The sequence below is a fragment of the Paracoccus sp. pheM1 genome (assembly GCF_018499825.1).
Lineage (GTDB): Bacteria > Pseudomonadota > Alphaproteobacteria > Rhodobacterales > Rhodobacteraceae > Paracoccus > Paracoccus versutus.
In genome coordinates this window covers 240,091-261,244 of record NZ_JAGXCX010000001.1, presented here as the reverse complement: position 1 = coordinate 261,244, position 21,154 = coordinate 240,091, and the positions used below count along the sequence as shown (strand labels likewise).

24 protein-coding genes are annotated in these 21,154 nt (G+C 67.0%); 9 read left to right on the top strand and 15 right to left on the bottom strand.

What is annotated here, in order from left to right:
• Positions 1-80: 80 nt before the first annotated feature.
• The gene (locus KF941_RS01390; protein ID WP_214273622.1) at positions 81-590 is read left to right on the top strand and encodes a hypothetical protein; all 510 of its coding nucleotides are present in this window, start codon (positions 81-83) and stop codon (positions 588-590) included.
• On the opposite strand, the gene KF941_RS01385 is transcribed toward KF941_RS01390, so the two are convergent.
• Positions 578-1,297 (bottom strand): DNA alkylation repair protein, encoded by a 720-nt coding sequence (locus KF941_RS01385; RefSeq protein ID WP_214272379.1) that lies wholly within the window; start codon positions 1,295-1,297, stop codon positions 578-580. The genes KF941_RS01390 and KF941_RS01385 overlap by 13 nt on opposite strands.
• A gap of 280 nt (positions 1,298-1,577) precedes the next feature.
• Here KF941_RS01385 and KF941_RS01380 point away from each other — a divergent pair, with 280 nt between their 5' ends.
• The gene (locus KF941_RS01380) at positions 1,578-3,050 is read left to right on the top strand and encodes an NAD-dependent succinate-semialdehyde dehydrogenase (RefSeq protein WP_214272378.1); all 1,473 of its coding nucleotides are present in this window, start codon (positions 1,578-1,580) and stop codon (positions 3,048-3,050) included.
• Between the two features lie 44 nt (positions 3,051-3,094).
• Here KF941_RS01380 and KF941_RS01375 read toward each other — a convergent pair whose 3' ends face one another.
• A complete protein-coding gene (locus KF941_RS01375) occupies positions 3,095-3,841 on the bottom strand; it encodes a DUF1013 domain-containing protein (protein ID WP_036752291.1) in 747 nt (248 codons plus the stop codon).
• Positions 3,842-4,002: 161 nt separating this feature from the next.
• On the opposite strand from KF941_RS01375, the gene KF941_RS01370 reads away from it, so the two are divergent.
• Positions 4,003-4,623: a ribonuclease T2 gene (locus KF941_RS01370; protein WP_214272377.1), complete on the top strand. Its 621-nt coding sequence runs from the start codon at positions 4,003-4,005 to the stop codon at positions 4,621-4,623.
• A 233-nt stretch (positions 4,624-4,856) separates the two neighbouring features.
• Here KF941_RS01370 and KF941_RS01365 read toward each other — a convergent pair whose 3' ends face one another.
• Positions 4,857-5,834 carry an NAD(P)H-quinone oxidoreductase gene (locus KF941_RS01365; protein WP_214273621.1) on the bottom strand — a complete coding sequence of 326 codons (978 nt, stop codon included), beginning with the start codon at positions 5,832-5,834 and terminating at the stop codon, positions 4,857-4,859.
• An 11-nt stretch (positions 5,835-5,845) separates the two neighbouring features.
• On the bottom strand, positions 5,846-6,532 hold the full coding sequence (locus tag KF941_RS01360; protein WP_036752297.1) for a COQ9 family protein: 687 nt from the start codon (positions 6,530-6,532) through the stop codon (positions 5,846-5,848).
• Between the two features lie 125 nt (positions 6,533-6,657).
• Here KF941_RS01360 and rpsU point away from each other — a divergent pair, with 125 nt between their 5' ends.
• Positions 6,658-6,864: a 30S ribosomal protein S21 gene (gene rpsU, locus KF941_RS01355; protein ID WP_011748553.1), complete on the top strand. Its 207-nt coding sequence runs from the start codon at positions 6,658-6,660 to the stop codon at positions 6,862-6,864.
• Between the two features lie 71 nt (positions 6,865-6,935).
• Here rpsU and KF941_RS01350 read toward each other — a convergent pair whose 3' ends face one another.
• Entirely contained in the window at positions 6,936-7,394 is a 459-nt protein-coding gene (locus KF941_RS01350) for an Lrp/AsnC family transcriptional regulator (protein WP_175562323.1), read from the bottom strand.
• A 155-nt stretch (positions 7,395-7,549) separates the two neighbouring features.
• Positions 7,550-7,987, bottom strand: a complete 438-nt coding sequence (gene mscL, locus KF941_RS01345; RefSeq protein WP_114536477.1) for a large conductance mechanosensitive channel protein MscL — start codon at positions 7,985-7,987, stop codon at positions 7,550-7,552.
• A gap of 97 nt (positions 7,988-8,084) precedes the next feature.
• Here mscL and KF941_RS01340 point away from each other — a divergent pair, with 97 nt between their 5' ends.
• Both KF941_RS01340 and KF941_RS01335 read left to right on the top strand, forming a co-directional pair.
• Positions 8,085-8,786, top strand: a complete 702-nt coding sequence (locus KF941_RS01340; RefSeq protein WP_072461636.1) for a glutathione S-transferase C-terminal domain-containing protein — start codon at positions 8,085-8,087, stop codon at positions 8,784-8,786.
• A 72-nt stretch (positions 8,787-8,858) separates the two neighbouring features.
• A complete protein-coding gene (locus tag KF941_RS01335) occupies positions 8,859-9,461 on the top strand; it encodes a sulfotransferase family 2 domain-containing protein (protein WP_166435537.1) in 603 nt (200 codons plus the stop codon).
• Positions 9,462-9,507: 46 nt separating this feature from the next.
• On the opposite strand, the gene pheT is transcribed toward KF941_RS01335, so the two are convergent.
• Positions 9,508-11,895 (bottom strand): phenylalanine--tRNA ligase subunit beta, encoded by a 2,388-nt coding sequence (pheT, locus tag KF941_RS01330; protein WP_214272376.1) that lies wholly within the window; start codon positions 11,893-11,895, stop codon positions 9,508-9,510.
• A gap of 195 nt (positions 11,896-12,090) precedes the next feature.
• Between pheT and KF941_RS01325 the strand changes: the two genes are divergently transcribed.
• Positions 12,091-12,402 (top strand): TM2 domain-containing protein, encoded by a 312-nt coding sequence (locus KF941_RS01325; RefSeq protein ID WP_072461638.1) that lies wholly within the window; start codon positions 12,091-12,093, stop codon positions 12,400-12,402.
• A 5-nt stretch (positions 12,403-12,407) separates the two neighbouring features.
• On the opposite strand, the gene KF941_RS01320 is transcribed toward KF941_RS01325, so the two are convergent.
• From KF941_RS01320 to pyk, 8 genes are all read right to left on the bottom strand, one after another.
• Positions 12,408-12,971, bottom strand: a complete 564-nt coding sequence (locus KF941_RS01320; RefSeq protein WP_072461639.1) for a hypothetical protein — start codon at positions 12,969-12,971, stop codon at positions 12,408-12,410.
• A complete protein-coding gene (pheS, locus tag KF941_RS01315; RefSeq protein ID WP_166435557.1) occupies positions 12,968-14,041 on the bottom strand; it encodes a phenylalanine--tRNA ligase subunit alpha in 1,074 nt (357 codons plus the stop codon). The genes KF941_RS01320 and pheS overlap by 4 nt, the downstream gene beginning before the upstream one ends.
• An 80-nt stretch (positions 14,042-14,121) precedes the next feature.
• On the bottom strand, positions 14,122-14,466 hold the full coding sequence (locus tag KF941_RS01310; protein WP_114536472.1) for an arsenate reductase family protein: 345 nt from the start codon (positions 14,464-14,466) through the stop codon (positions 14,122-14,124).
• A gap of 31 nt (positions 14,467-14,497) precedes the next feature.
• A complete protein-coding gene (locus KF941_RS01305; RefSeq protein WP_036752322.1) occupies positions 14,498-15,859 on the bottom strand; it encodes a cytochrome P450 in 1,362 nt (453 codons plus the stop codon).
• A 199-nt stretch (positions 15,860-16,058) separates the two neighbouring features.
• Positions 16,059-16,418, bottom strand: a complete 360-nt coding sequence (gene rplT, locus KF941_RS01300) for a 50S ribosomal protein L20 (protein ID WP_011748559.1) — start codon at positions 16,416-16,418, stop codon at positions 16,059-16,061.
• Between the two features lie 12 nt (positions 16,419-16,430).
• Positions 16,431-16,631: a 50S ribosomal protein L35 gene (rpmI, locus tag KF941_RS01295; RefSeq protein WP_017998717.1), complete on the bottom strand. Its 201-nt coding sequence runs from the start codon at positions 16,629-16,631 to the stop codon at positions 16,431-16,433.
• Between the two features lie 106 nt (positions 16,632-16,737).
• Positions 16,738-17,262 (bottom strand): hypothetical protein, encoded by a 525-nt coding sequence (locus KF941_RS01290; protein WP_240540186.1) that lies wholly within the window; start codon positions 17,260-17,262, stop codon positions 16,738-16,740.
• A 40-nt stretch (positions 17,263-17,302) separates the two neighbouring features.
• Positions 17,303-18,748, bottom strand: a complete 1,446-nt coding sequence (pyk, locus tag KF941_RS01285; RefSeq protein ID WP_036752328.1) for a pyruvate kinase — start codon at positions 18,746-18,748, stop codon at positions 17,303-17,305.
• A gap of 120 nt (positions 18,749-18,868) precedes the next feature.
• Between pyk and KF941_RS01280 the strand changes: the two genes are divergently transcribed.
• Entirely contained in the window at positions 18,869-19,609 is a 741-nt protein-coding gene (locus tag KF941_RS01280; RefSeq protein ID WP_214272375.1) for an N-formylglutamate amidohydrolase, read from the top strand.
• Positions 19,610-20,010: 401 nt separating this feature from the next.
• A complete protein-coding gene (locus tag KF941_RS01275) occupies positions 20,011-20,985 on the top strand; it encodes a hypothetical protein (protein WP_214272374.1) in 975 nt (324 codons plus the stop codon).
• The last annotated feature ends 169 nt before the right edge of the window (positions 20,986-21,154 follow it).

The window sequence follows — 21,154 nt, the reverse complement described above, 5'->3', positions numbered from 1 at the left end:
GGAAGCTCGGCTGGACAGCAGGGGCCGGCCGGGTCTAGCCTCGCCCCGACCTGAAAAGGATGAAGGACAAGCGCATGCCGATGACCAAGCCGATCCTGCCCCTGCTGGGCGCGCTGGCGCTGCTGGCACTGGCCGCCTGCACCCCTGCAACGCAGACCACCCCCCGCACGCCCGGCACCACCGCCGGCAGCGGCGGCGAAACGGCCGGCACCGGAACCGCGGCGGGCTCGGTGCTGACCGCGGCCGCGCGCCCCTCGCCCGCGGCGCGCACGGCGGCGCAATTCGACACCACCACCCGCGAGCAGAAAGCCGCCGCCGCCGCCCCGCCCGCCACGGGCGAGCGTCGGATCGGCACCACCATCGCCTCGCTGGGCGATCCCTCGCAGCCCGGCTTCTGGATCAAGACGCCGCTGGTGAAATCCGAAGCCGACGGCCGCATCGTGAACCCGGCGAACGGCAAATCCGCCAAGGTGCGGCTGATCCCGCTGGACGGCCCGGCCAGCGGCGGCAGCCAGGTCTCGTTGCCGGCATTGCAGCTGATCGGCGTCAGCCTGACCGACCTGCCCACGATCGAGGTCTATGGCAGCTGATCGCCGCCCGGCCGATCCTGCCCCGTCCCGCCGCGGTTTTCCGGCAGCCACCGCCCCGCCTCGCGCCGGGCAAAGGGCTTCAGCCGCGCGCCATGCGCGGCCAGCCAGTCGCGCACGCGGCCGGGATCGTGCTTGGACAGTTCGCGCAGCCACCAGCCGATGGCCTTTTGCACGAACCACTCCCGGTCGTCGGCCAGCCGGTCCAGCCAGGACAGCACACGCTCGCGCCGTTCCAGGTCCTGCGGCTTGGGATTGCGGATATGCGTCCAGGGCAGCGTGCCGACCAGCGCGGCGCGGCGCACCCAGAAGCGGGGATGGTCCAGCCAGGTCTCGACCTCGTCCAGCCGCTCGGGCCGGGCCAGCAGCCGCCGCTCGCCCGCCTTCATGGCGTGATCGGCAATCGCCCAGCCGTCGAATTGCGGCACCCAGCCGGCGATCAGATCCCAGGCCGCGTCGTCGGGCCGGATCCGCGCCTGGGTCAGCAGCTTGGCCGCCGCGATGCGCGCCTCGTGCAGGTCGCTGTCCCAAAGCCGCCGCGCCAGATCGACCCGCCCCGGCACGTCCAGCCCCGCCCGCCAGCCGCGGGCAAGCGCGTCGATCACCGGCACCGCCACGCCCAGGTATTCGCGCGGCGCCTTGTGATAGGCCGCCATCTCGGCCGCCTTGCCGGGATCGCCCAGCGCCTTCAGCTCATCCAGCTCCCGCATTTCACCGTTTTCCAAATACCCTGAATCCGGCCCATCACCGGGTTTGCCCAGGGAATAATCCCTGTCGCGGCGAAACAGAAGCGACGAAAAAGGGCGGCGCCAGAGAGAGACGCCGCCCAGTCGAATACGCCAAGAGGGAAAACCTGACGATGGCAAGGCAACGCCGCAGCCCGCCATCCGGTTCATCACGATTGCTCGATCCCGGCACGCGGCAGCTGCGGCTTGCGTTGGCCCGGCAAAAGCGCAAGCCTGCACCCGACCCGAACGGAAGGAGCCCGCCATGACCAGACATGCGACCGACCTGAAGATGCTGCTGAAAGACCCCTCGCTCTTGCAGACCCGCGCCTATGTCGCCGGCGAATGGATCGACGCCGATGACGGCAAGACCTTTTCGGTGGTGAACCCGGCGCGCGGCGACGTGATCGCCGAGGTGGCGGACCTGTCCCGCGCCGAGGTCGCCCGCGCCATCGCCGCCGCAGCCGAGGCGATGAAGGGCTGGGCCGCCCGCACCGCCAAGGAACGCGCCCAGATCATGCGCAAATGGTTCGACCTGATGATGGAGAACCAGGACGACCTGGGCAAGATCCTGACCGCCGAACAGGGCAAGCCCCTGCCCGAGGCCAAGGGCGAGATCGCCTATGGCGCCAGCTTCATCGAATGGTTCGGCGAAGAGGCCAAGCGCATCTACGGCGAAACCATCCCCGGCCACCAGCCCGACAAGCGCCTGACGGTGATCCGCCAGCCGATCGGCGTGGTCGGCTCGATCACGCCCTGGAACTTTCCCAACGCGATGATCACCCGCAAATGCGGCCCGGCCATTGCCGCCGGCTGCGGCTTCGTCGGCCGCCCCGCCGCCGAGACTCCGCTCTCGGCCCTGGCGCTCGCCGTGCTCGCGGAACGCGCCGGCCTGCCCAAGGGGCTGTTCAGCATCGTGACCTCGTCGCGCTCCTCCGACATCGGCAAGGAATTCTGCGAGAACCCGCTGATCCGCAAGCTGACCTTCACCGGCTCGACCGAGGTCGGCCGCATCCTGCTGCGCCAGGCCGCGGACCAGGTGCTGAAATGCTCGATGGAACTCGGCGGCAACGCGCCCTTCATCGTCTTCGACGACGCCGACCTGGATGCGGCGGTGGAAGGCGCCATGGCCTCGAAATTCCGCAACAACGGCCAGACCTGCGTCTGCGCCAATCGCATCTATGTGCAGGCCGGGGTCTATGACGAATTCGCCAGGCGGCTGGCGGCAGCGGTCGACAAGCTGCGCGTCGGCGACGGGCTCGAGGAAGGCGTCACCACCGGCCCGCTGATCAACCGGGACGCGGTCGAAAAGGTCCAGGAGCATATCCAGGACGCGGTCGAGGGCGGCGCCACCGTCGTCACCGGCGGCAAGCCGCGCGAGGGGCTGTTCTTCGACCCGACCGTCGTCACCGGCATCACCGACAGGATGAAGGTGGCAAGCGAGGAAACCTTCGGCCCGCTGGCGCCGCTGTTCCGCTTCGAGACCGAGCAAGAGGCGATCGAGCGCGCCAATGCCACCATCTTCGGCCTCGCCGCCTATTTCTATGCCCGCGACATCGGCCGCATCACCCGCGTGCAGGAGGCGCTGGAATACGGCATCGTCGGGGTGAACACCGGCATCATCTCGACCGAGGTGGCACCCTTCGGCGGCGTCAAGCAATCCGGCCTCGGCCGCGAGGGCTCGCGCCACGGCATCGAGGACTACCTGGAGATGAAATATATCTGCCTGTCGATCTGACCGGCCAGAAAAAACCCCGGAGCCGAGCTCCGGGGTTTGCGGGATCAGTGATCCTCGTCCTCGTCGTCATCCGCATCGGGCAGGTTGAAGAAGCTGTCCGCATCCAGGTTGTCGTCCCGCTCGGGCTTGTCGTCGTCCTTGCTGAGGCTGAAATTCTCCAGCCCGGCGATCGAGCTGGGCAGGCGCGGCTCGTCCGACATGGCAAGCGAGGTCTCGGTCGAAAGCAGCTTGCGACGCTCGTCGTCGGTCATGGCGCCGCCCTCGGCCGCCTTGCGCTTGGCGGCCTTCTGCACGGCGGCGTCCAGCTCGGACTGCCGGCACAGCCCCAGCGCCACCGGGTCGATGGGCTGGATGTTCTGGATGTTCCAATGCGTCCGGTCGCGGATCGAGGCGATGGTCGGCTTGGTGGTGCCCACCAGCTTCGAGATCTGCGAATCACCCAGCTCGGGATGGAACTTGACCAGCCACAGGATCGCGGCGGGCCGGTCCTGGCGCTTGGAAAGCGGCGTATAGCGCGGGCCGCGGCGCTTCTCCTCGCCCTCGGCGGCGGGATTGTGCTTGAGCTTCAGCCGGTGCAGCGGGTTCTTCTGGCCCTTCTCGATCTCGGAGGCGTCGAGCTGGTTCGAGGCGACCGGGTCGAAGCCCTTGACACCGACCGCCACGTCGCCGTCGGCGATGCCCTGGACCTCAAGCTCGTGCATGCCGCAGAAATCGGCGATCTGCTTGAAGCTCAGCGTCGTGTTGTCGACCAGCCAGACGGCGGTGGCCTTGGCCATCAGCGGCTTGTTCATGACCTTCTCCTTAACAATATCTCTTCCGGCCGGGGAAAACGGCTTTCGGCGGGGCGCCATTCCATTTTCGGGGGATTGACAGGCTATATAGGGCCGGAAGGGGCCAAAATAAAGCCTGAAATTCGTGGCGCGCGGCAAGGACCGGCGCTAGGTTCCCCACCATGAAACCGGCCATCCTGATCGCCTTCCTCCTGCTCGCCCCCATGGCCCTGGCCCAGGACATCGCGGGACGGTTCGACTATTACGTCCTGTCGCTCAGCTGGTCGCCCAGCTGGTGCCGCGCCGAGCGCGATGCCGAGCAATGCGCGAGCGGACGGAAGCTTGGCTTCGTCGTCCATGGCCTGTGGCCGCAATACGAACGCGGCTGGCCAGAATATTGCCGGACCGAGGCCCGCGACCCCCCGCGCCGCGAAACCCGCGCCATGGCGGATGTGATGGGAACGGGCGGCCTGGCCTGGCATCAATGGAAGAAGCACGGGCGCTGTTCGGGCCTGCCGGCGCGGGACTACTTCGCCCTGACCCGCGAGGCCGCCGCCCGGATCGCCCTGCCCGAAACCCTGCGCCGGCTCGACCGCGACGTCACCCTGCCCGCCCAGGTGATCGAAGACGCCTTCATCGAGGCCAATCCCGGCCTGGCGCGCGACGGCATCACCGTGACCTGCCGCGCCCGCGCCCTGCAAGAGATCCGCATCTGCCTGACCCGCGACCTGCAGCCCCGCGCCTGCGCCGAGGCTGCCAGGCGGGATTGCCAGGGCAGCTTCCTGATGCCGGCGCCGCGCTGACGGAACGGCTGCGATGCCTCCGGCGGGGATATTTAGACACGAAAGAAAAGCACACACCCCGCCCGCCAGAGCTGAAGGTCGGGGTGTGGCTTCTTCCGTGACGGCCATCGGCGTCCCCGCCTGTTCCGTGATTCCAAACTGGCAGAAAATCCTTGCGATTCGGTTAACGGCTTCTTTCGTGCTTCAAATATCCCCGCCGGAGGCACCGGGCCGTGCCAAAACCGCCGGAGCGGTCAATCCTCGGCCGAAACCCGCAACAGGATCTTGCCGATATGGCCGCTGCCCTCCATGCGGCGATGCGCCTCGGCCGCCTCGGCGAGCGGGAAGGTGCTGTCGATCAGCGGGCGCACCGCCCCGGCCTCGACCAGCGGCCAGAGCCGTTCCTGCAACGCGCCTGCGATGCGGGCCTTGGCCAGGTCGGATTGCGGGCGCAGGGTCGAGCCCGTCACGGACAGCCGCCGGGCCATGATCTGGGCGAAATTGATCTCGGCCTTGGGACCGGCAAGGAAGGCGATCATGGCCAGCCGGCCGTCATCCGCAAGGCACCGGACGTTGCGGGCGATATAGTCGCCCCCGACCATGTCGAGGATCAGATCGGCGCCGCCGGCCTTGCGCAGCACGGCGACGAAATCCTGCTCGCGATAGTTGATCGCGGTGGCGCCCAGCCTCTCGCAGGCCGCGCATTTCTCGGCCGAGCCCGCCGTCGCCCAGACCCGCGCGCCCAGCGCCCTGGCGACCTGGATCGCCATGGTGCCGATGCCCGAGGAGCCGCCATGGACCAGGAAGCGCTCGCCCGGCTGCAAGGCCCCGCGCATGACCACGTTGGACCAGACGGTGAAGGCGGTTTCCGGCAATGCGGCGGCCAGGCGCAGCGACAGGCCCTGCGGAATCGGCAGGGCGTGGTCTGCCGGGCAGGTCGCGTATTGCGCATAGCCGCCGCCCGGCAGCAGGGCGCAGACCCGGTCGCCCGGCCTCCAGCGCGTGACGCCTGGGCCGACGGCCGCCACCTCGCCGGCGCATTCCAGTCCCGGCAGGTCCGAGGCCCCCGGCGGCGGCGCATAGGAGCCGGCGCGCTGCAGCACGTCGGGACGGTTCACCCCCGCCCAGACGACACGGATCAGGATCTGGCCATGCCCGGCCACCGGAACCGGCCGCGTCACCGGCCGCAGCACCTCGGCCCCGCCGGGGGATGAAATCTCGATCGCCTGCATCACATCGGGAATCACCCGTCGCCTCCTTCCGTCCGGGCGCGCGGATTTGCGCGCAACGCTCCGGGCAGATTGCGATTTTCCGGCCGCCTGATCCAGCCCGTCGCAAGCCCGGCCAGGGTCGAGACGCCGGGCAGCCCGCCGACCCGTTCCTTGAGGCTTTCGAAGCGCATCACGCCCTCGATGCGGCGGTCCAGGAAGCGGCGCGTCTCCTCGGCCTCGGGCGAATCGTCGCCCAGCCAGTAAAGCACCGTCGCGCCATAGACCGCCGACAGCGTCGCGCGCTTGGAATACCAGTTCACGTCCTCGGAGCGGTCGCCAAGCCCGTCCCAGATCGCATCGGCCGTCTCCCAGACCAGGCGCGCGCCGAGCGCCGCGTTCTGCGGCAGGGCCAGGATGGCCGCCCCCGCCCGCGCAAGCTCGCGGTTGCTCAGCGACAGCCGCTGCATCACCGCCGCCGAGACGCGGTCGCGAAACCGTCCCTCGGGCGGATGCGCGGCCATCCAGTCGCGCAGCGCCTGGTCGCCCCGGCGGTGATAGGCGGCGGCAAGATCCGCGCCGCCGCGCGGCAGATGCACCCGCGCCAGCGCCGGGTTCATGCCGATGTCGCGCGCGCCCTCGGCGATGGCCTTTTCCCCCATGCCCTCGAAGACGACATGGGACAGGGCGGCCTCGATCAGCCGCTCGCGGTCATCCGTCATGGCACTCTCCTTTTTTCTTCCTGCAGCGCGGGTCCAGAAAATCTGGACAAAGCCGATTCGGCTTGCTAGAAGGCCGCGTCCTGCAAATCAGCTCAACTTTAACCTAGGAAGGTGGTGACAACCACATGCAGGTAAGTGTTCGCGACAACAACGTCGAACAGGCGCTTCGTGCTCTGAAGAAAAAACTTCAGCGCGAGGGGGTGTTCCGTGAAATGAAGCTCAAGCAGCATTTCGAGAAACCCTCGGTCAAGAAGGCCCGTGAAAAGGCCGAGGCCGTCCGCCGCGCCCGCAAGCTGGCGCGCAAGAAAGCGCAACGCGAAGGCGCGCTGTAAGACGAGCGACACGTTCGTTTCAGGAAAACCCCCGTGCCACGCACGGGGGTTTTTCATTCACGCCGGCACATTCACACCGGCAGCGCCGTGGTGAAGGCCACCGTGCGCAGCGAGAACGAGGAATGCATCTGCTGCACCCCCGGCAGCTTGGCCAGCCGCTGGCGGTGGATGCGGGCGAAATCGTCGGTGTCCTGGGCCACCACCTTCAGCAGGTAATCCGCCGAGCCGGCCATCAGGTGGCATTCCAGCACGTCGGGGATGGTGCGCACGGCGCGCTCGAAAGCCTCCAGCAACTCGTCGGCCTGGCCGGACAGCGTGATCTCGACGAAGACCGTGGTCGGGCGTTCGAGCTTGCGCGCGTCGAGCAGCGCGACATAGCCGCGGATCACCCCCGCCTCTTCCAGCCGCTGCACGCGGCGATGGCAAGCGCTGGGGGACAGCCCGACCTCGCCTGCCAGGTCGGCATTGGTCATGCGCCCGTCGCGTTGCAGGACGGAAAGAATGCGGCGATCCGTTGCGTCAAGCTCGATCATCGGGGCGATCCCTGTCTCGCGGCTGCCGGCCGGCGCCGGTTTCTTCGACCATAGCGCCGCCAGAGCCGGGATATAAGCGAAAATCGCCGCCATGGACGACAAGGCGCGACCCCAAGGGGGCCGCGCCATTGCCTTCCTGGGTCGCTTTCGCCTCAGGCGCGGCGGGCGCGCAGCTCGTCGCGGATCTCCATCAGCAGCTCCTCTTGCGTCGGGCCGGCGGGGGCGGCCTCTTCGGCCTCCTTCTTGCGGGTGGCGGCGCTTTGCACCCGGTTCACCGCCTTGACCAGCAGGAACACCGCCCAGGCGATGATCAGGAAATTGATGATCGCCGAGAGGAAGGCGCCATAGGCAAAGACCGAGGCGCCCGAATCGCGCGCCACCTGCAGGCTGGCGCCCGGCGGAACCTCGCCCTTCAGCACCAGGTAATGCCCGCTGAAATCCGTGCCGCCGGTCAACAGCCCGATGATCGGGTTGATCAGGTCGGCGACCAGCGAATTCACGATCGCCGTGAAGGCTGCGCCGATGATGATGCCGACGGCAAGGTCGATGACATTGCCGCGGGCGATGAATTCCTTGAACTCCTTGAACATGGGCTTACCTTTCCCAGCCTGTTGCGCGCGTTCCGGCAAAGGCTGCCACATCACGCTAACCCCTTGCAACATGAGACAGGACTCGACAGGAAACGACATGACGGCACTTTCCGAATTTCCGATCACCCGCCGCTGGCCGCCCCGGCGTCCCGACGTGATCCAGCTTTACACGCTGAACACCCCGAACGGCATCAAGACCTCGGTCATGCTGGAGGAATGCGGGCTGGACTATGACGCCCACCGCATCAGCATCGGCGACCCCGAGGACCAGTTCACCCCGGAATTCCTGTCGCTGAACCCCAACAACAAGATCCCGGCGATGATCGACCCGAACGGGCCGGACGACCAGCCCATCGGGTTGTTCGAGACCGGCGCCATGCTGATCTATCTGGGCGACAAGACCGGGAAATTCCTGCCCGCCTCGGGGGCTGCGCGCTATCACACGATCCAGTGGCTGATGTGGCAGATGGGCGGGGTCGGGCCGATGTTCGGCCAGGTCGGCTATTTCCACCGCTACAAGGGCAGCGAGATCGAGGATCCCCGCCCGCGCACCCGCTATTACAACGAGGCGCGGCGGTTGCTGGGCGTGCTGGACAAGCAGCTTCAGGGACGGGACTGGATCACCGGCGAATATTCCATCGCCGACATGGCCACCGGCCCCTGGCTGCGCACGGTGCGCGTGAACTACGAGGCCGAGGTCGAAACCGGCATGGACGGGTTCGCCAATGTGCGGGCCTATCTGGACCGCTTCCTTGCCCGCCCCGCCGTGCAGCGCGGCATCGAGGTCGGCGCCGCCTGACCGGCATCGCGGCAGGGCTTGCATCCGATGCGCAATTCATGGACCGTCCGGGAAACTTTCCCGGATGGTTGCATGCCTTTTATCGAGTATAACGGAAAACGTATCCTTTTCATCCACATCCCCAAGACCGGCGGCACGTCGATCGAGAACTGGATGCAGGGCGTCGCGCCGCTGCGCCTGTTCAGCCAGGGCATTCCCGCGGCGATGAAATGCACGCCGCAGCACCTGCGCATGCAGGACATCCGCGCGCTTCTGGGCGAGGGGTATTTCGACCATGCGCTGACGGTGGTGCGCAACCCCTACGACCGGGTTGCCAGCGAATACCGGATGCGGGCGCATCTGGCGAAAGAGAACTTCTTCAAGGGGTTGCCCGTCTTCTCGCTCTGGCTCGAGGACTGGCTGAACCGCCAGAAGCGCGAACCCTTCTGCCTGGACAACCACCTGCGCCCGCAATGGGAGTTCCTGGGCAGCGAGGTCGAGACCTTTCGCTTCGAGGACGGCTTGCAGGCCCCGGTTGCCCGCATGGCGGAATGGCTGGGCGTCGCCCCGCCCGAAAGCCTGACCCATGACCTGCGCCCCGACCCGCTGGAGATCGCCTGGGACCAGGTGGACCGGATCCGGGTGCGCGACCATTACGCCCGCGATTTCGAGACGCTGGGCTATTTCACCGACTGAACCGGGGCATCAGGCCGGGGCGCGGACCCCGGCCCCATGGCCCGCCCTAGCTGCGCAGCACGCCGCCGGTGGCCTTGCCGACCTTTTCGACGATCTTGGCGCTGACCGCCTCGATCTCGGCATCGGTCAGGGTCTTTTCCCGCGGCTGCAGCCGCGCGGTGATGGCGATGGACTTCTTGCCGCCTTCCAGCCCGGTAAACTGGTCAAAGACCGTTACCCGCTCGATCAGCGCCTTGTCCGCGCCCGCCGCGGCATTGACCAGCGCCAGCGCCTCGACGCCGCCATCCACCACGAAGGCGAAGTCGCGCTCGACCGCCTGCAGGTCCGACAGCACCAGCGCCGGGCGCGAGGGCGTCCTGACCTTGGGCAGCGGCACGGCGGCGATGCGCAGGGTAAAGCCGACCGCCGCGCCCTTGATGCCGAAATGGCGCAGCACGCGGGGGTGGATCTCGCCGAAGGTGGCCAGCGTATTCGGCCCCAGCGCGATGTTCCCCGCCCGGCCGGGATGCCACCAGCCGTCCAGCTTGCGGTTGATCTGGGCTTTCGCGGGGGCGCCGATGGCCTGCAACACCGCCTCGGCATCGGCCTTGGCGTCATAGATGTCCACCTTGCGCCGCGAGGCATAGGGGTCGCGCGCCGCGTTCGCCCCGACCAGGATGCCCGACAGGTGCAGATCCTGCTCGCCCGGCTCGCCGCCCGAAAAGACCGGGCCGCATTCGAACAGCGCCAGGTCGGCAAAGCCGCGCGCCTGGTTGCGCGCCGCCGCCGCCAGCAGGCCCGGCAGCAGGTCGGGGCGCATATGCGTCATCTCGCTGCTGATCGGGTTCTCGATCCTGACCGCGTCGGAACCACCGCCGAACAGCGCCGCGGCCTTATGGTCGATGAAGCTGTAGGTCACGCATTCGTTGTAGCCCAGCGCGGCCGCCATGCGCCGCGCCGCCTGTTCGCGGCGCTGCAGGGGGGTCAGCACCGGCTGCGGCACGCCCGCCTGCGGGCGCGGCAGCGGCTGGCCCTGCAGCTTGGTCAGGCTGGCGATGCGCGCCACCTCCTCGACCAGGTCGGCGCTGCCCTGCACGTCGGGGCGCCAGCTGGGCACGAAAGCCCGGTCGCCCTCCAGCCGGAAACCCAGCGCGGCCAGCGTCGCGCGCTGCTCGGCCTCGGGGATGTCCATGCCGACCAGGCTGCTGACCCGCGCCGGCTCCAGAAGGTAGCTGCGAGTCGTGTCGGGAACCGCGCCCGCCGTCACCACCTCGGAAGCCTCGCCGCCGCACAGCTCCAGGATCATCTGCGTCGCCAGCTCCAACCCCGGCCGGGTAAAGGCCGGGTCCGCGCCACGTTCGAAGCGATAGCGGGCGTCGGAGCTGATCTTCAGCGCCCGCCCCGCCGTGGCGATGGCGATGGGATCCCAATAGGCGCTTTCCAGGAAGACGTTCACCGTTTCCTCGGAACAGCCGGTCTCCTCGCCGCCCATGATGCCGGCGATGCTTTCCGGGCCGGCCTCATCGGCGATGATCATGGTGCCGGGGGCGAAGGCATAGGTCTTGCCGTCCAGCGCCAGCAATTCCTCGCCCTCGGCCGAGGCGCGCACGGTCAGGTCGCCCCGCACCTTGTCGGCGTCGAAGACATGCAGCGGCCGGTTCAGGTCGAAGGTGAAGAAATTGGTGATGTCCACCAGCGTATTGATCGGCCGCAGCCCGATGGCGGTCAGCCGCTTTTGCAGCCAGTCCGGCGACGGCCCGTTCCTGACCCCGCGGATCAGCCGGCCGCTGAAGAACGGCGCCTTTTCCGCCATCTCGGGCGTGATCGTAACCTTGATGGGCGAGGCGAAGCTGCCCGGCACGGTCACGTCCCTGACCGGCTTCAGCCGGCCCAGCCCGCGCGCGGCAAGGTCGCGGGCGATGCCATGGACGCCCAGCGCGTCGGGGCGGTTCGGGGTGATCTTGATCTCGATCACCGGATCGACCGCCTCGGGACGGTTCGCGGCCAGCCAGTCGACGAACCTGTCGCCCACCTCGCCCGAGGGCAGTTCGATGATGCCGTCATGCTCCTCCGACAGTTCCAGCTCGCGTTCCGAGGCCATCATGCCATGGCTCTCGACGCCGCGGATCTTGCCGACGCCCAGGGTCACGTCGATGCCGGGGACGTAGTCGCCGGGCTTGGCCAGCACCACGGTAATGCCGGCGCGGGCGTTGGGGGCGCCGCAGACGATCCGCTTCTCGCCCTCGTCGGTCATGACGCGGCAGACCCGCAGCCGGTCGGCATCGGGATGCTGCTCGGCATGAAGCACCTTGGCCAGGGTAAAGGCCCCCAGCTTCGCCGCCGGATCGGCCACGCCCTCGACCTCGAGGCCAAGGTCGGTCAGCGCCTCGGTGATCTCATCGAGGCTGGCGGTGGTGTCGAGATGCTCCTTGAGCCAGGAGAGGGTGAATTTCATGAGCGCGGCTCCGTCACGTTTGCGCGTCCCTTAGCGCATGGCGCGGCGGATTGGTAGGGTGGTGCCACCCGGATGCGAAGGCCCGGCATCCGGCGGGGCTCACCGCGAGATGGGCAAGCATCCCGCACATCGGCCCGCCCTTGTTGCGACGCCCATCCGGCCTATATGTGAATTGCATTAACATGGACGGAACCGATGGACACGCAAAGGGAACTGCTGATCGAACAGAGGGTCGCGAATGACGCGAAATCGCCGCTGGTGGCTTACCTGCTGGCGATCCTGCTTTGGGGTTTCGGCGCGCATCGCATGTATCTGGGCCGCTGGGCCAGCGGCGTCGTCATGCTGCTGCTCTGGGGTCTTGGCTGGCTGTTGACGCCGGTGCTGATCGGCTGGCCGCTGGTCGGGCTGGTGTGTTTGTGGGCGCTGATCGACCTGTTCCTGATCCCCGGCATGATCCAGGACGACAAGGACGAAATGCGGCGGCGGTTGGGGTCGGCGTTCGGATAGAACGCCTATTGCCTGCGCCGAAGTGTTTCCGGCAGCCGTTTAACGAATGCCTGCGCGCGCCTCAGCAGCCCCTCGATCACGCCATCGGTAACGACTTCGAAAACCAGCAGGGCCACGCAGACGAAGAACAGGACGAACAGGTTGATCCAGACCGTTTCAATCCTGAAAAGGCCGGGAACCAGCAACAGGAAGACGGCAGCGCCGACTACCATTACAAAGAATACCAGGTTTGCTCCGACGGCAAATAGGGACTTGATCTTCTTTTCCCAGTGGCGGCGCGACACAAGGGCCGCCTGCTGATCGAGACTGCCCGAGGCATGGTCGGCGTGGAAGGCCAGGACCAGCGCAAAGGACACCATGAAGGTGGCAAATCCGACCAGAAACAGCAGGAACGGATAGCCGAATTCCGCAAAAATCCGCAACGCCGCGACATCGGACTCTGCCTTGGCGGAGAAGTTGATGCTGTAATCCCTGAACAGCACCACCATCGCAGCAATCAAGGCCGCAAGATAGGTGGAAAGCCGCGAAATCGCCGCGCTTATATAATCCCCTCCGGCATGATCGTTCACCGCGACAGCCCACCGCTCACGCTCGGCACATCCCCCGCCGCGAACCCGTAATGCCGCAGCCAGCGCAGATCGCTTTCAAAGAAGGCCCGCAAGTCGGGAATGCCGTATTTCAGCATGGCGATGCGGTCGATGCCCATGCCGAAGGCGAAGCCCTGCCATTCCTCGGGGTCGATGCCGCCGGCCGCCAGCACCTTGGGATGCACCATGCCCGAGCCCAGGATCTCGAGCCAGCTTTCCCCCTGGCCGATGGCCAGCTTGCCGCCTTCCCAGGAACAGCGGATGTCCACCTCGGCCGAAGGCTCGGTAAAGGGGAAATGCGAGGCGCGGAAGCGCAGCTCGACCTCGTCCACCTCGAAGAAGGCGCGGCAGAACTCCTCCAGCGTCCATTTCAGGTTCGCCATCGAGATGTCCTTGCCCAGCGCCAGCCCCTCGACCTGGTGGAACATCGGCGTATGGGTCTGGTCCATGTCCATGCGATAGACGCGGCCGGGGCAGATCACCCGGATCGGCGCGCCGGTCGCCTGCATGGCGCGGATCTGCACCGGCGAGGTATGGGTGCGCAGCACATGCGGCGGGCGCGGGTCGTCGGCAGAGCGCGCCATGAAGAAAGTGTCATGCTCCTGCCGGGCGGGATGCTCGGGCGGGATGTTCAGCGCGTCGAAGTTGAACCAGTCGCTTTCGATCTGCGGACCCTCGGCCACGCGGAAGCCCATGTCGGCAAAGATCGCCGTGACCTCCTCGGTCACCTGGCTGATCGGGTGGATGGTGCCCTGCGGACGCGGCCGTCCGGGCAGGGTCACGTCCAGCCATTCCTGCTTCAGCCGCGCATCCAGCGCCGCATCCTCCAGCCCCTGCTTGCGGGCGCGCAGGGCGGCGTCGATCTCGTCCTTCAGGCGGTTCAGGGCGGCGCCGGTGGTCTGGCGCTCCTCGGGCGTCATCCGGCCCAGCTCCTTCATCATGCCGCTGATCTCGCCCTTCTTGCCAAGGGCGGCCAGGCGCACCTGCTCCAGCGCGTCGCTGTCGGCGGCGGTCGAGATGCGGTCGAGATAGGACTGGCGAAGGGTGGTCAGGTCGGACTGGTCGGACATGGGCAGGCTTTCCTTGCGGTTTGCCCGCGCCGATTAGCACGCGGACGCCGCAGGGAAAAGCCTCAGCGGGCGAAGGTTTCCGCCACCCGCTCGGCCGGGCGGCACAGCCGCACCCCGCCGGGGCCGCAGACGAAGGGACGCTCGACCAGCAGCGGGTTCTCGACCATGGCGGCCAGGATATCGGCGTCGCCGGCGTCCAGCAGGCCGCGGGCCTCGGCATCGGTGCCCTTGACGCGCAAGGCCTGGCGCGGCGTCACGTCGGCAGCGGCGAACAGGCCCAGAAGCTGGCCGCGACTCCAGCCCGCGCGGGCATAGTCGACGATCTCGGGCTCATGCCCGGCGTCGCGGATCATCTGCAGGACCTTGCGCGAGGTCGAGCAGGTCGGCTTGTGATAGATGGTGATCATGGCGCGACTTTGGCCCGGCCCGCGCGGGCTTTCAAGAGCGTTCCGCGACCTGCAGCCAAAGCCCGCCATGCGGCCGCAGGGTCAGGATCATGCGCGGCTGCGGCTGGCGCTCGGTCAGCGCAAAGCGGAAGCGGGCGACCAGCGTGGCCAGGATGATCACCGCCTCCTGCATGGCGAAGCTGGCGCCGATGCAGATCCGGGGACCGGCGCCAAAGGGCAGGAAGGCATAGCGGTCGCGGGTCACGCCGGGCGCGAAGCGCTCGGGGTCGAAACGGTCGGGATCATCCCAAAGCAGGCGGTGGCGATGCAGCGCATAGATCGGCAGCATGACCGTGTCGCCCCGCCGCACCTCGCGCCCGCCCAGGACGTCGGCCGTGCGCGCGGTGCGCGACAGGAAGGCGGCGGGGGGATAAAGCCGCAGCGCCTCCTCGACCACCTGGCGGATATAGGTCAGGCGCGGCAGGTCGGCGGCGGTCGCGGCGCGACCGCCCAGCACCGCGACCGCCTCGATGGCGGCGCGGTGCTGGACATCGGCGTCGAAGGCCAGCAGGTAAAGCGCCCAGGCAAGGGCCAGCGCCGTGGTCTCGTGCCCCGCGACGATGAAGGTCAGCAGGTTGTCGCGCAGCTCGGGCGTGCTCATGCGGCGCCGGGTCTCGGGGTCCACCCCTGCCCGCAACAGGTCCAGCAGGTCCGGCACCGGATGCGGGCCGGACCGGGCGCGCAGCCGGATCGCCTGGTCGGCCAGGCGCTTCATCCGCCGCAGGTCATTGCCCGAGAACAACCGCCCCGGTCGCGGAATCCAGCCGGGCAGGCCCAGAACGTCGAATACCGAAACCCGGGCCGCGCCGGCAATATAGGCGTCGATCGCCCGATGCACCGCGTCGCGGTCGAACCCCTCGTCGCCGGAAAAGGTCACGTCCGAGATCACCTCGAAGGTCGCGGCGGCGGTCTCGGAAAAGATCTCGACCCGCCCCGACGCCGCCGCCAGCCGGCGCGCGCAGGCCTCGGCGGCGGCGGTCATCACCGGGGCCAGCGCCTCGACATGGCGCTGGGAAAAGGCGGGTGCCGCGGCCAGGCGCTGCCAGCGCCAATGCGCGCCCTCGGCCACGAACAGCGAATTGCCGATGGCGGGCTCCAGGATCAGCCGGGTGACCAGCGATTTCGGATAATCCTCGACCCGGTCCTTCAGCACGCGGCGCAATGCCTCGGGGTCCATGACCATGTGCCAGCGCGCGCCCGTCCGCCCGGAAACCATGGGCTGGCGGGTGGCGATCTCGGGGATCAGCTCCAGCACGTTGCGCCGCGCGGCCAGGGCGCTGGCGATCACCCCGATCGGCTTGCGCTGCAAGGGCACGCGAACGGGATAGCGCGGGGAAGACAGATCCGGGGACATCAGCGCCGGCCTCCGCCGAAAAGGTCACGACCCCCAGCTTCTTTCGTGCCCAAATATCCTGGGGGAACGCCGGGCCGGCCCCATCGAGGGGCCGGCCCGGCGTGGGGGCAAAGCCCCCCTCGCCCCCCATGGTCCGGCCACGAAAAAACCCGCGCCGGAAGCAGCGCGGGTTTCATCCGTTTCATCCTCTCGCCCCGACTCAGGCGGCGGCTTTCGCCTGCGCGACGACGGCCGCAAAGGCCTCGGGCTCGTGGACGGCCAGGTCGGCCAGAACCTTGCGGTCCACCTCGATGCCCGCTTTCGCCAGCGCGGCGATGAAGCGCGAATAGGTCATCTCGGCATCGACGGCGCGGACGGCGGCGTTGATGCGCTGGATCCACAGCGCGCGGAAGTTGCGCTTGCGGGTCTTGCGGTCGCGGGTCGCATACTGGTTGGCCTTGTCCACGGCCTGGGTCGCGGTGCGGAAGTTCCGCGAACGGTTGCCGTAATAGCCTTTCGCCGCGTCCAGAACCTTCTTGTGGCGGGCGTGGGTGATCTTACCCGATTTGACTCGTGCCATGTCCGGTTCTCCTTAGCGGTTGTAGGGCATGTATTTCTTGACGATCTTCGCGTCCGCATCGGACAGGATCATGGTCCCGGTCACATCGCGGATGAATTTCGTCGAGCGCTTGATCATGCCGTGGCGCTTGCCGGCCGGGCCGGCCTTGACCTTGCCCGAGGCCGTCATCGAGAACCGCTTCTTGGCGGCCGCTTTCGTCTTCATCTTCGGCATTTTACTCTCCTTGCGGTCAGAGTGAACACGCGACTCGGCAATGCCATCGGCCGGCCGCGCGGGTGGAAGCGTGCGCTATAAGCGGGCACGCGCGGATTGGCAAGGGTTATTGGCCCTGGGCCGGAACCTGTGCCTCGCCTTCGCCCGCATCCGGGGCGGCGGCGTCGGCGGCCGCATCGGCGGCGGGGGCTTCAGCAGCAGGCTCTTCGGCAGCAGGCTCTGCGGTGGCGGGTTCTTCCGCCGCAGGGGCCGCAGCCTCGGGCGTATCCGCTTCGGGCGCTTCGACCGCAGGGGTCTCGGCAGCGGGGGCCTCAACCGCCGGGGTCGCGGGCGCATCGGCGGCCGGGGTTTCCGCCGGCGGCGCCTCGGCCGGGGCCTCGGGCGCGGGGGCGGTCACCGGATCGGTGCCCGTCGTCACCTGCCCGTTCACCAGCCGCTGCCAGCTTTCCTGCAGGGACTGCACGCCGAAGGGCCGCTGGTCCAGCCACCCCCCGGCCAGAAGCATCGCAAGGCCCAGCACCAGCAGGATGGCGGCACCGCGGGGGGCCTGCGTGCGGGCCACCGACACGATGGCCATGAGGACCGAAAGAACGCAAAGCGCCACGCCGGCCAGCAGCAGGATGTCGATCATCGGATTACCTTTCCGTTGCGGATCTCTTTGAACCCGCGCCTTATTCTGGATCGGTACGATAGATCAAGCGCTCGTCGCATGGCGCGATGCGCAGGATGTTGGTGGTGCCGGGCACGTTGAAGGGCACGCCGGCCATGACGACGATCTGGTTCGTCTCGTCGGCAAAGCCGAAATCCCGCGCCGCCTTGGCCGCATTGACCACCGCCTGCTTGAAGCGCTCGAGCGAGGGGGTCTGCACACAATGCGTGCCCCAGGTCAGGCACAGCCGGCGCAGCGTGTCCTGTTCCGAGGACATGGCGACGATCGGCACCCGCGGCCGCTCGCGCGCGGTCAGGCTGGCGGTGGTGCCCGACTGGGTGAAGGCGCAGATGCAGGAGATGTCGGTGGTCTCGGCGATCTCGCGCGCCGCGGCGACGATGGCATCGGCCACGGTCTGGCGCTTGGCGCTGCGCGAGCTTTCGATGATGTCGCGATAGGTCGGATCGCTTTCGACCGAGCGGGCGACGTTGTCCATGGTCGCGACCGCCTCGACCGGATAGGCCCCGGCGGCGCTTTCGGCCGAGAGCATCACCGCATCGGCGCCCTCGTAGATGGCGGTGGCCACGTCCGAGACCTCGGCGCGGGTCGGCATCGGGCTTTCGATCATCGATTCCAGCATCTGCGTGGCGACGATCACCGGCTTTGCCGCCGAGCGGCAGGCGCGCACCAGCCGCTTCTGGATCGGCGGCACGGAATGGACCGGCAGTTCGACCCCCAGGTCGCCCCGCGCCACCATGATCCCGTCCGAGACCTTGAGGATCTCGGAAAACGCGCGCACGGCGGCGGGCTTTTCGATCTTGGACAGGATGGCGGCGCGGCCCTTGGTCAGCTCGCGCGCCTCGATCACGTCCTCGGGGCGCTGCACGAAGCTCAGCGCCAGCCAGTCCACGCCCATCGCGCAGGCGAATTCCAGGTCGTCGCGGTCCTTGTCCGACAGCGCCGCCAGCGGCAGCACCACGTCGGGCACGTTCACGCCCTTGCGGTTCGAGATCGCGCCCCCCGCCGTCACCGTGCAATCGGCGAAATCGGCGCCGCAGGCCTCGACCCGCAGGCGGATCTTGCCGTCGTTGACCAGAAGCTCGGCGCCGGGCTCCAGCGCGGCAAAGATCTCGGGATGCGGCAATTGGACGCGGCTGGCATCGCCCGGCGCGGGGTCCAGATCGAAGCGGAAGGCCTGCCCGTCGGCCAGGTCGTGCGGGCCGTCGGCGAAGGTGCCGACGCGCAGCTTGGGCCCTTGCAGGTCGGCCAGCACGGCGATGGGGCGGCCTGATTCGGCCTCGACCCGGCGGATGATGTCATAGCGGGCGCGCTGTTCCTCATGCGTGCCGTGGCTCATGTTCAGGCGAAACACGTCCGCGCCGGCCTCGAAAAGGGCTCGGATGGTGGCGAAATCGCTGGATGCGGGGCCCAGGGTTGCCACGATCTTGACCTTGCGATGCCGTCTCATCCGTCTCTCCGTGCATGTTTGCGCTATCGTCGCCGCTGTTATGGCCTATCGGAGCGCTTGCGGCAACTGGTGCTTGGTCCGGCGATTGCCTAAACCTTGCAGCGGAAAGGCGACGGACGGATGACGGCACAGCCCTATTCAACGATCGGAGAGGACCGGCCCTCGCGCTGGCTCATCACCTGCGACCATGCGACGAACCGCGTGCCGGGCTGGATCGGCGGCGGCGAGCTGGGCATCGCGCCCGAGGACATGGCGCGCCACATCGCCTATGACGTGGGCGCGGCGGGGCTGACGCGCGCGCTGGCCGAGCGGCTGGACGCGCCGGCGATCCTGTCGGATTTCTCGCGGCTGGTGATCGACCCGAACCGGGGCGAGGACGACCCGACGCTGGTGATGCGCATCTATGACGGCACGGTGATTCCCGCCAACCGCCATATCGACGTGGCCGAGCGCGAAAGGCGGCTCGAGCGGCTCTACCGCCCCTATCACGCGGCCTATGCCCGGCTGGCGGCAAAGCATCCGCGCCGGGCGATCTGCGCGATCCACAGCTTTACCCGGCAATTGCGCGGCCGGCCGCGCCGGCCCTGGGCGGTGGGGGTGCTTTATTCGCATCGCGACAAGCGGCTCGGCCCGGCGCTGGTGCGCGAATGCCGCGACCTGGGCTGGATCACCGGCGAGAACGAGCCCTATTCCGGCCATCTCGACGGCGATTCCATCGACCGCCATGCGCTGGCGCATGGCCGCCCGAACGTGCTGATCGAGGTCAGGAACGACCTGATCGCCGATGCGGCGGGCCAGCAGCTTTGGGCCGAGCGCCTGTCCGATGTGCTGGCAGGCTTCCTGGACCGGCGCGGCGTCTGAAACGGCTGGGCGCAGGCGGGGGATGACGGGCGGCCGCCCTGTCGATGGACAGGGCGATTTCAGGACGAAGGAGAAAGTAAAAAAAAAGGGTAGGCCCCGAGGGGTCAAACAAATGCCGGAACCCACTGTAGCTCTGGCCCGCGGCGTTAGTCAGGATTGTGCCCTGCCGGCCAGACTTCGAACGGGGCCGCGACGCGATGTTGAACACCGGCGCCTTGCTGGCCTGGTATTGCATCGGTTCAGGAACGTCCGGGGCGGTGCACATGATGGCCTCTCGATTTCTTCGAGGCCATCATGCAACGCAGGCGTCAGGTGATATATGTTGGCCTGCGGAGTAGTGCGACTGAGCTTTTCTTCAGCAAATCCTATGCTATGTGGGCGATGGGGACGGAGGTCGCGGCATGGCGCTATTCATCGTTGGCGGATCGAACTCGCTTTTCAGGGATGGCTGGGCGGCGAAACTCCCCGGCGCGCGCAACCTGTCTGTGGGGGCGAACACCACCCTCTGCGGCATCTTCCGCTGCCTGCTGGACGATGGACCGAAGAGTGGTGATACGATCATATGGGAATATGGTCTCAATGAAATTGTTCACAGCAGGATGCTTTACACCACAGAAACCATCCTGAGAAATCTTGAGCACTTCCTGATACTGGCGAGACGTAAGCGTTTTAAGGTCCTTCCGCTGATGCTTGTCCCGCGTAAGGAAGAATTATCCGACGTAATGCCTGGGTATTACTTTGACGCTCTAGATTTGTTTAAACAATACGGATTGACCGTCGTAGATGCATCATATGAATTTCGTCGCCGTTTAGGAGGTGTCCCGTCGTCCTATTATGCGGATCCCGTGCATTATCGTCGTGATGATGATGTATGCGGAGAGATTGGAAGAGCAGTTGAAAAATTCCTTCCAGAAGCCAGGATTCCTCTTTCCGCTCAACCAAAGCTAGCAAACGGCAACATTGATTTGGTTAGATTGAGATGGTCAACAATCTTTGAAAACTCCATAATGAAAATCCCGCTAGCAGAAATGCCCGTTCGCATTCGTATGGATGGATATGGCGTTGCTAGATCTATTGTCGCTATATGCAGGAATGGGGATAGTTCTGGGATTCGCATACGCCTTACCAGGCGATCCACAGTGCTCGCCGACGCAAGAGTATCCATTACATGCAGAAACGATAAGACGATCCTAAAGGCGGTGAACTTGGACAACGTTGGCAATTGGTCGTTTTGCGAGGGAGACATACTGTCCATGCGTTATATAAACGCTGGTGGTGTCGTCTACGCAGAGCAGGGGCTGAGCGCAAGATTGAGGTCGGTGATTACCCTCGCAGAAGACGCGCTTGCCGGTATTATTGTCGAGAGGCACGAATAGCGCCTCGGCATCACGCCCCCATTGGTCGCAAAACCCCGTCGAAGCGGGTCAGCGGAGCGGGTAGGACAGACCGTCGATACTGCCCATGCTCCAGTCACCACCCCAAACCAGCCACAACACGGCATATTCATACGCATCGGGGCTGACTGATATCGGTGAGATCAAAAGC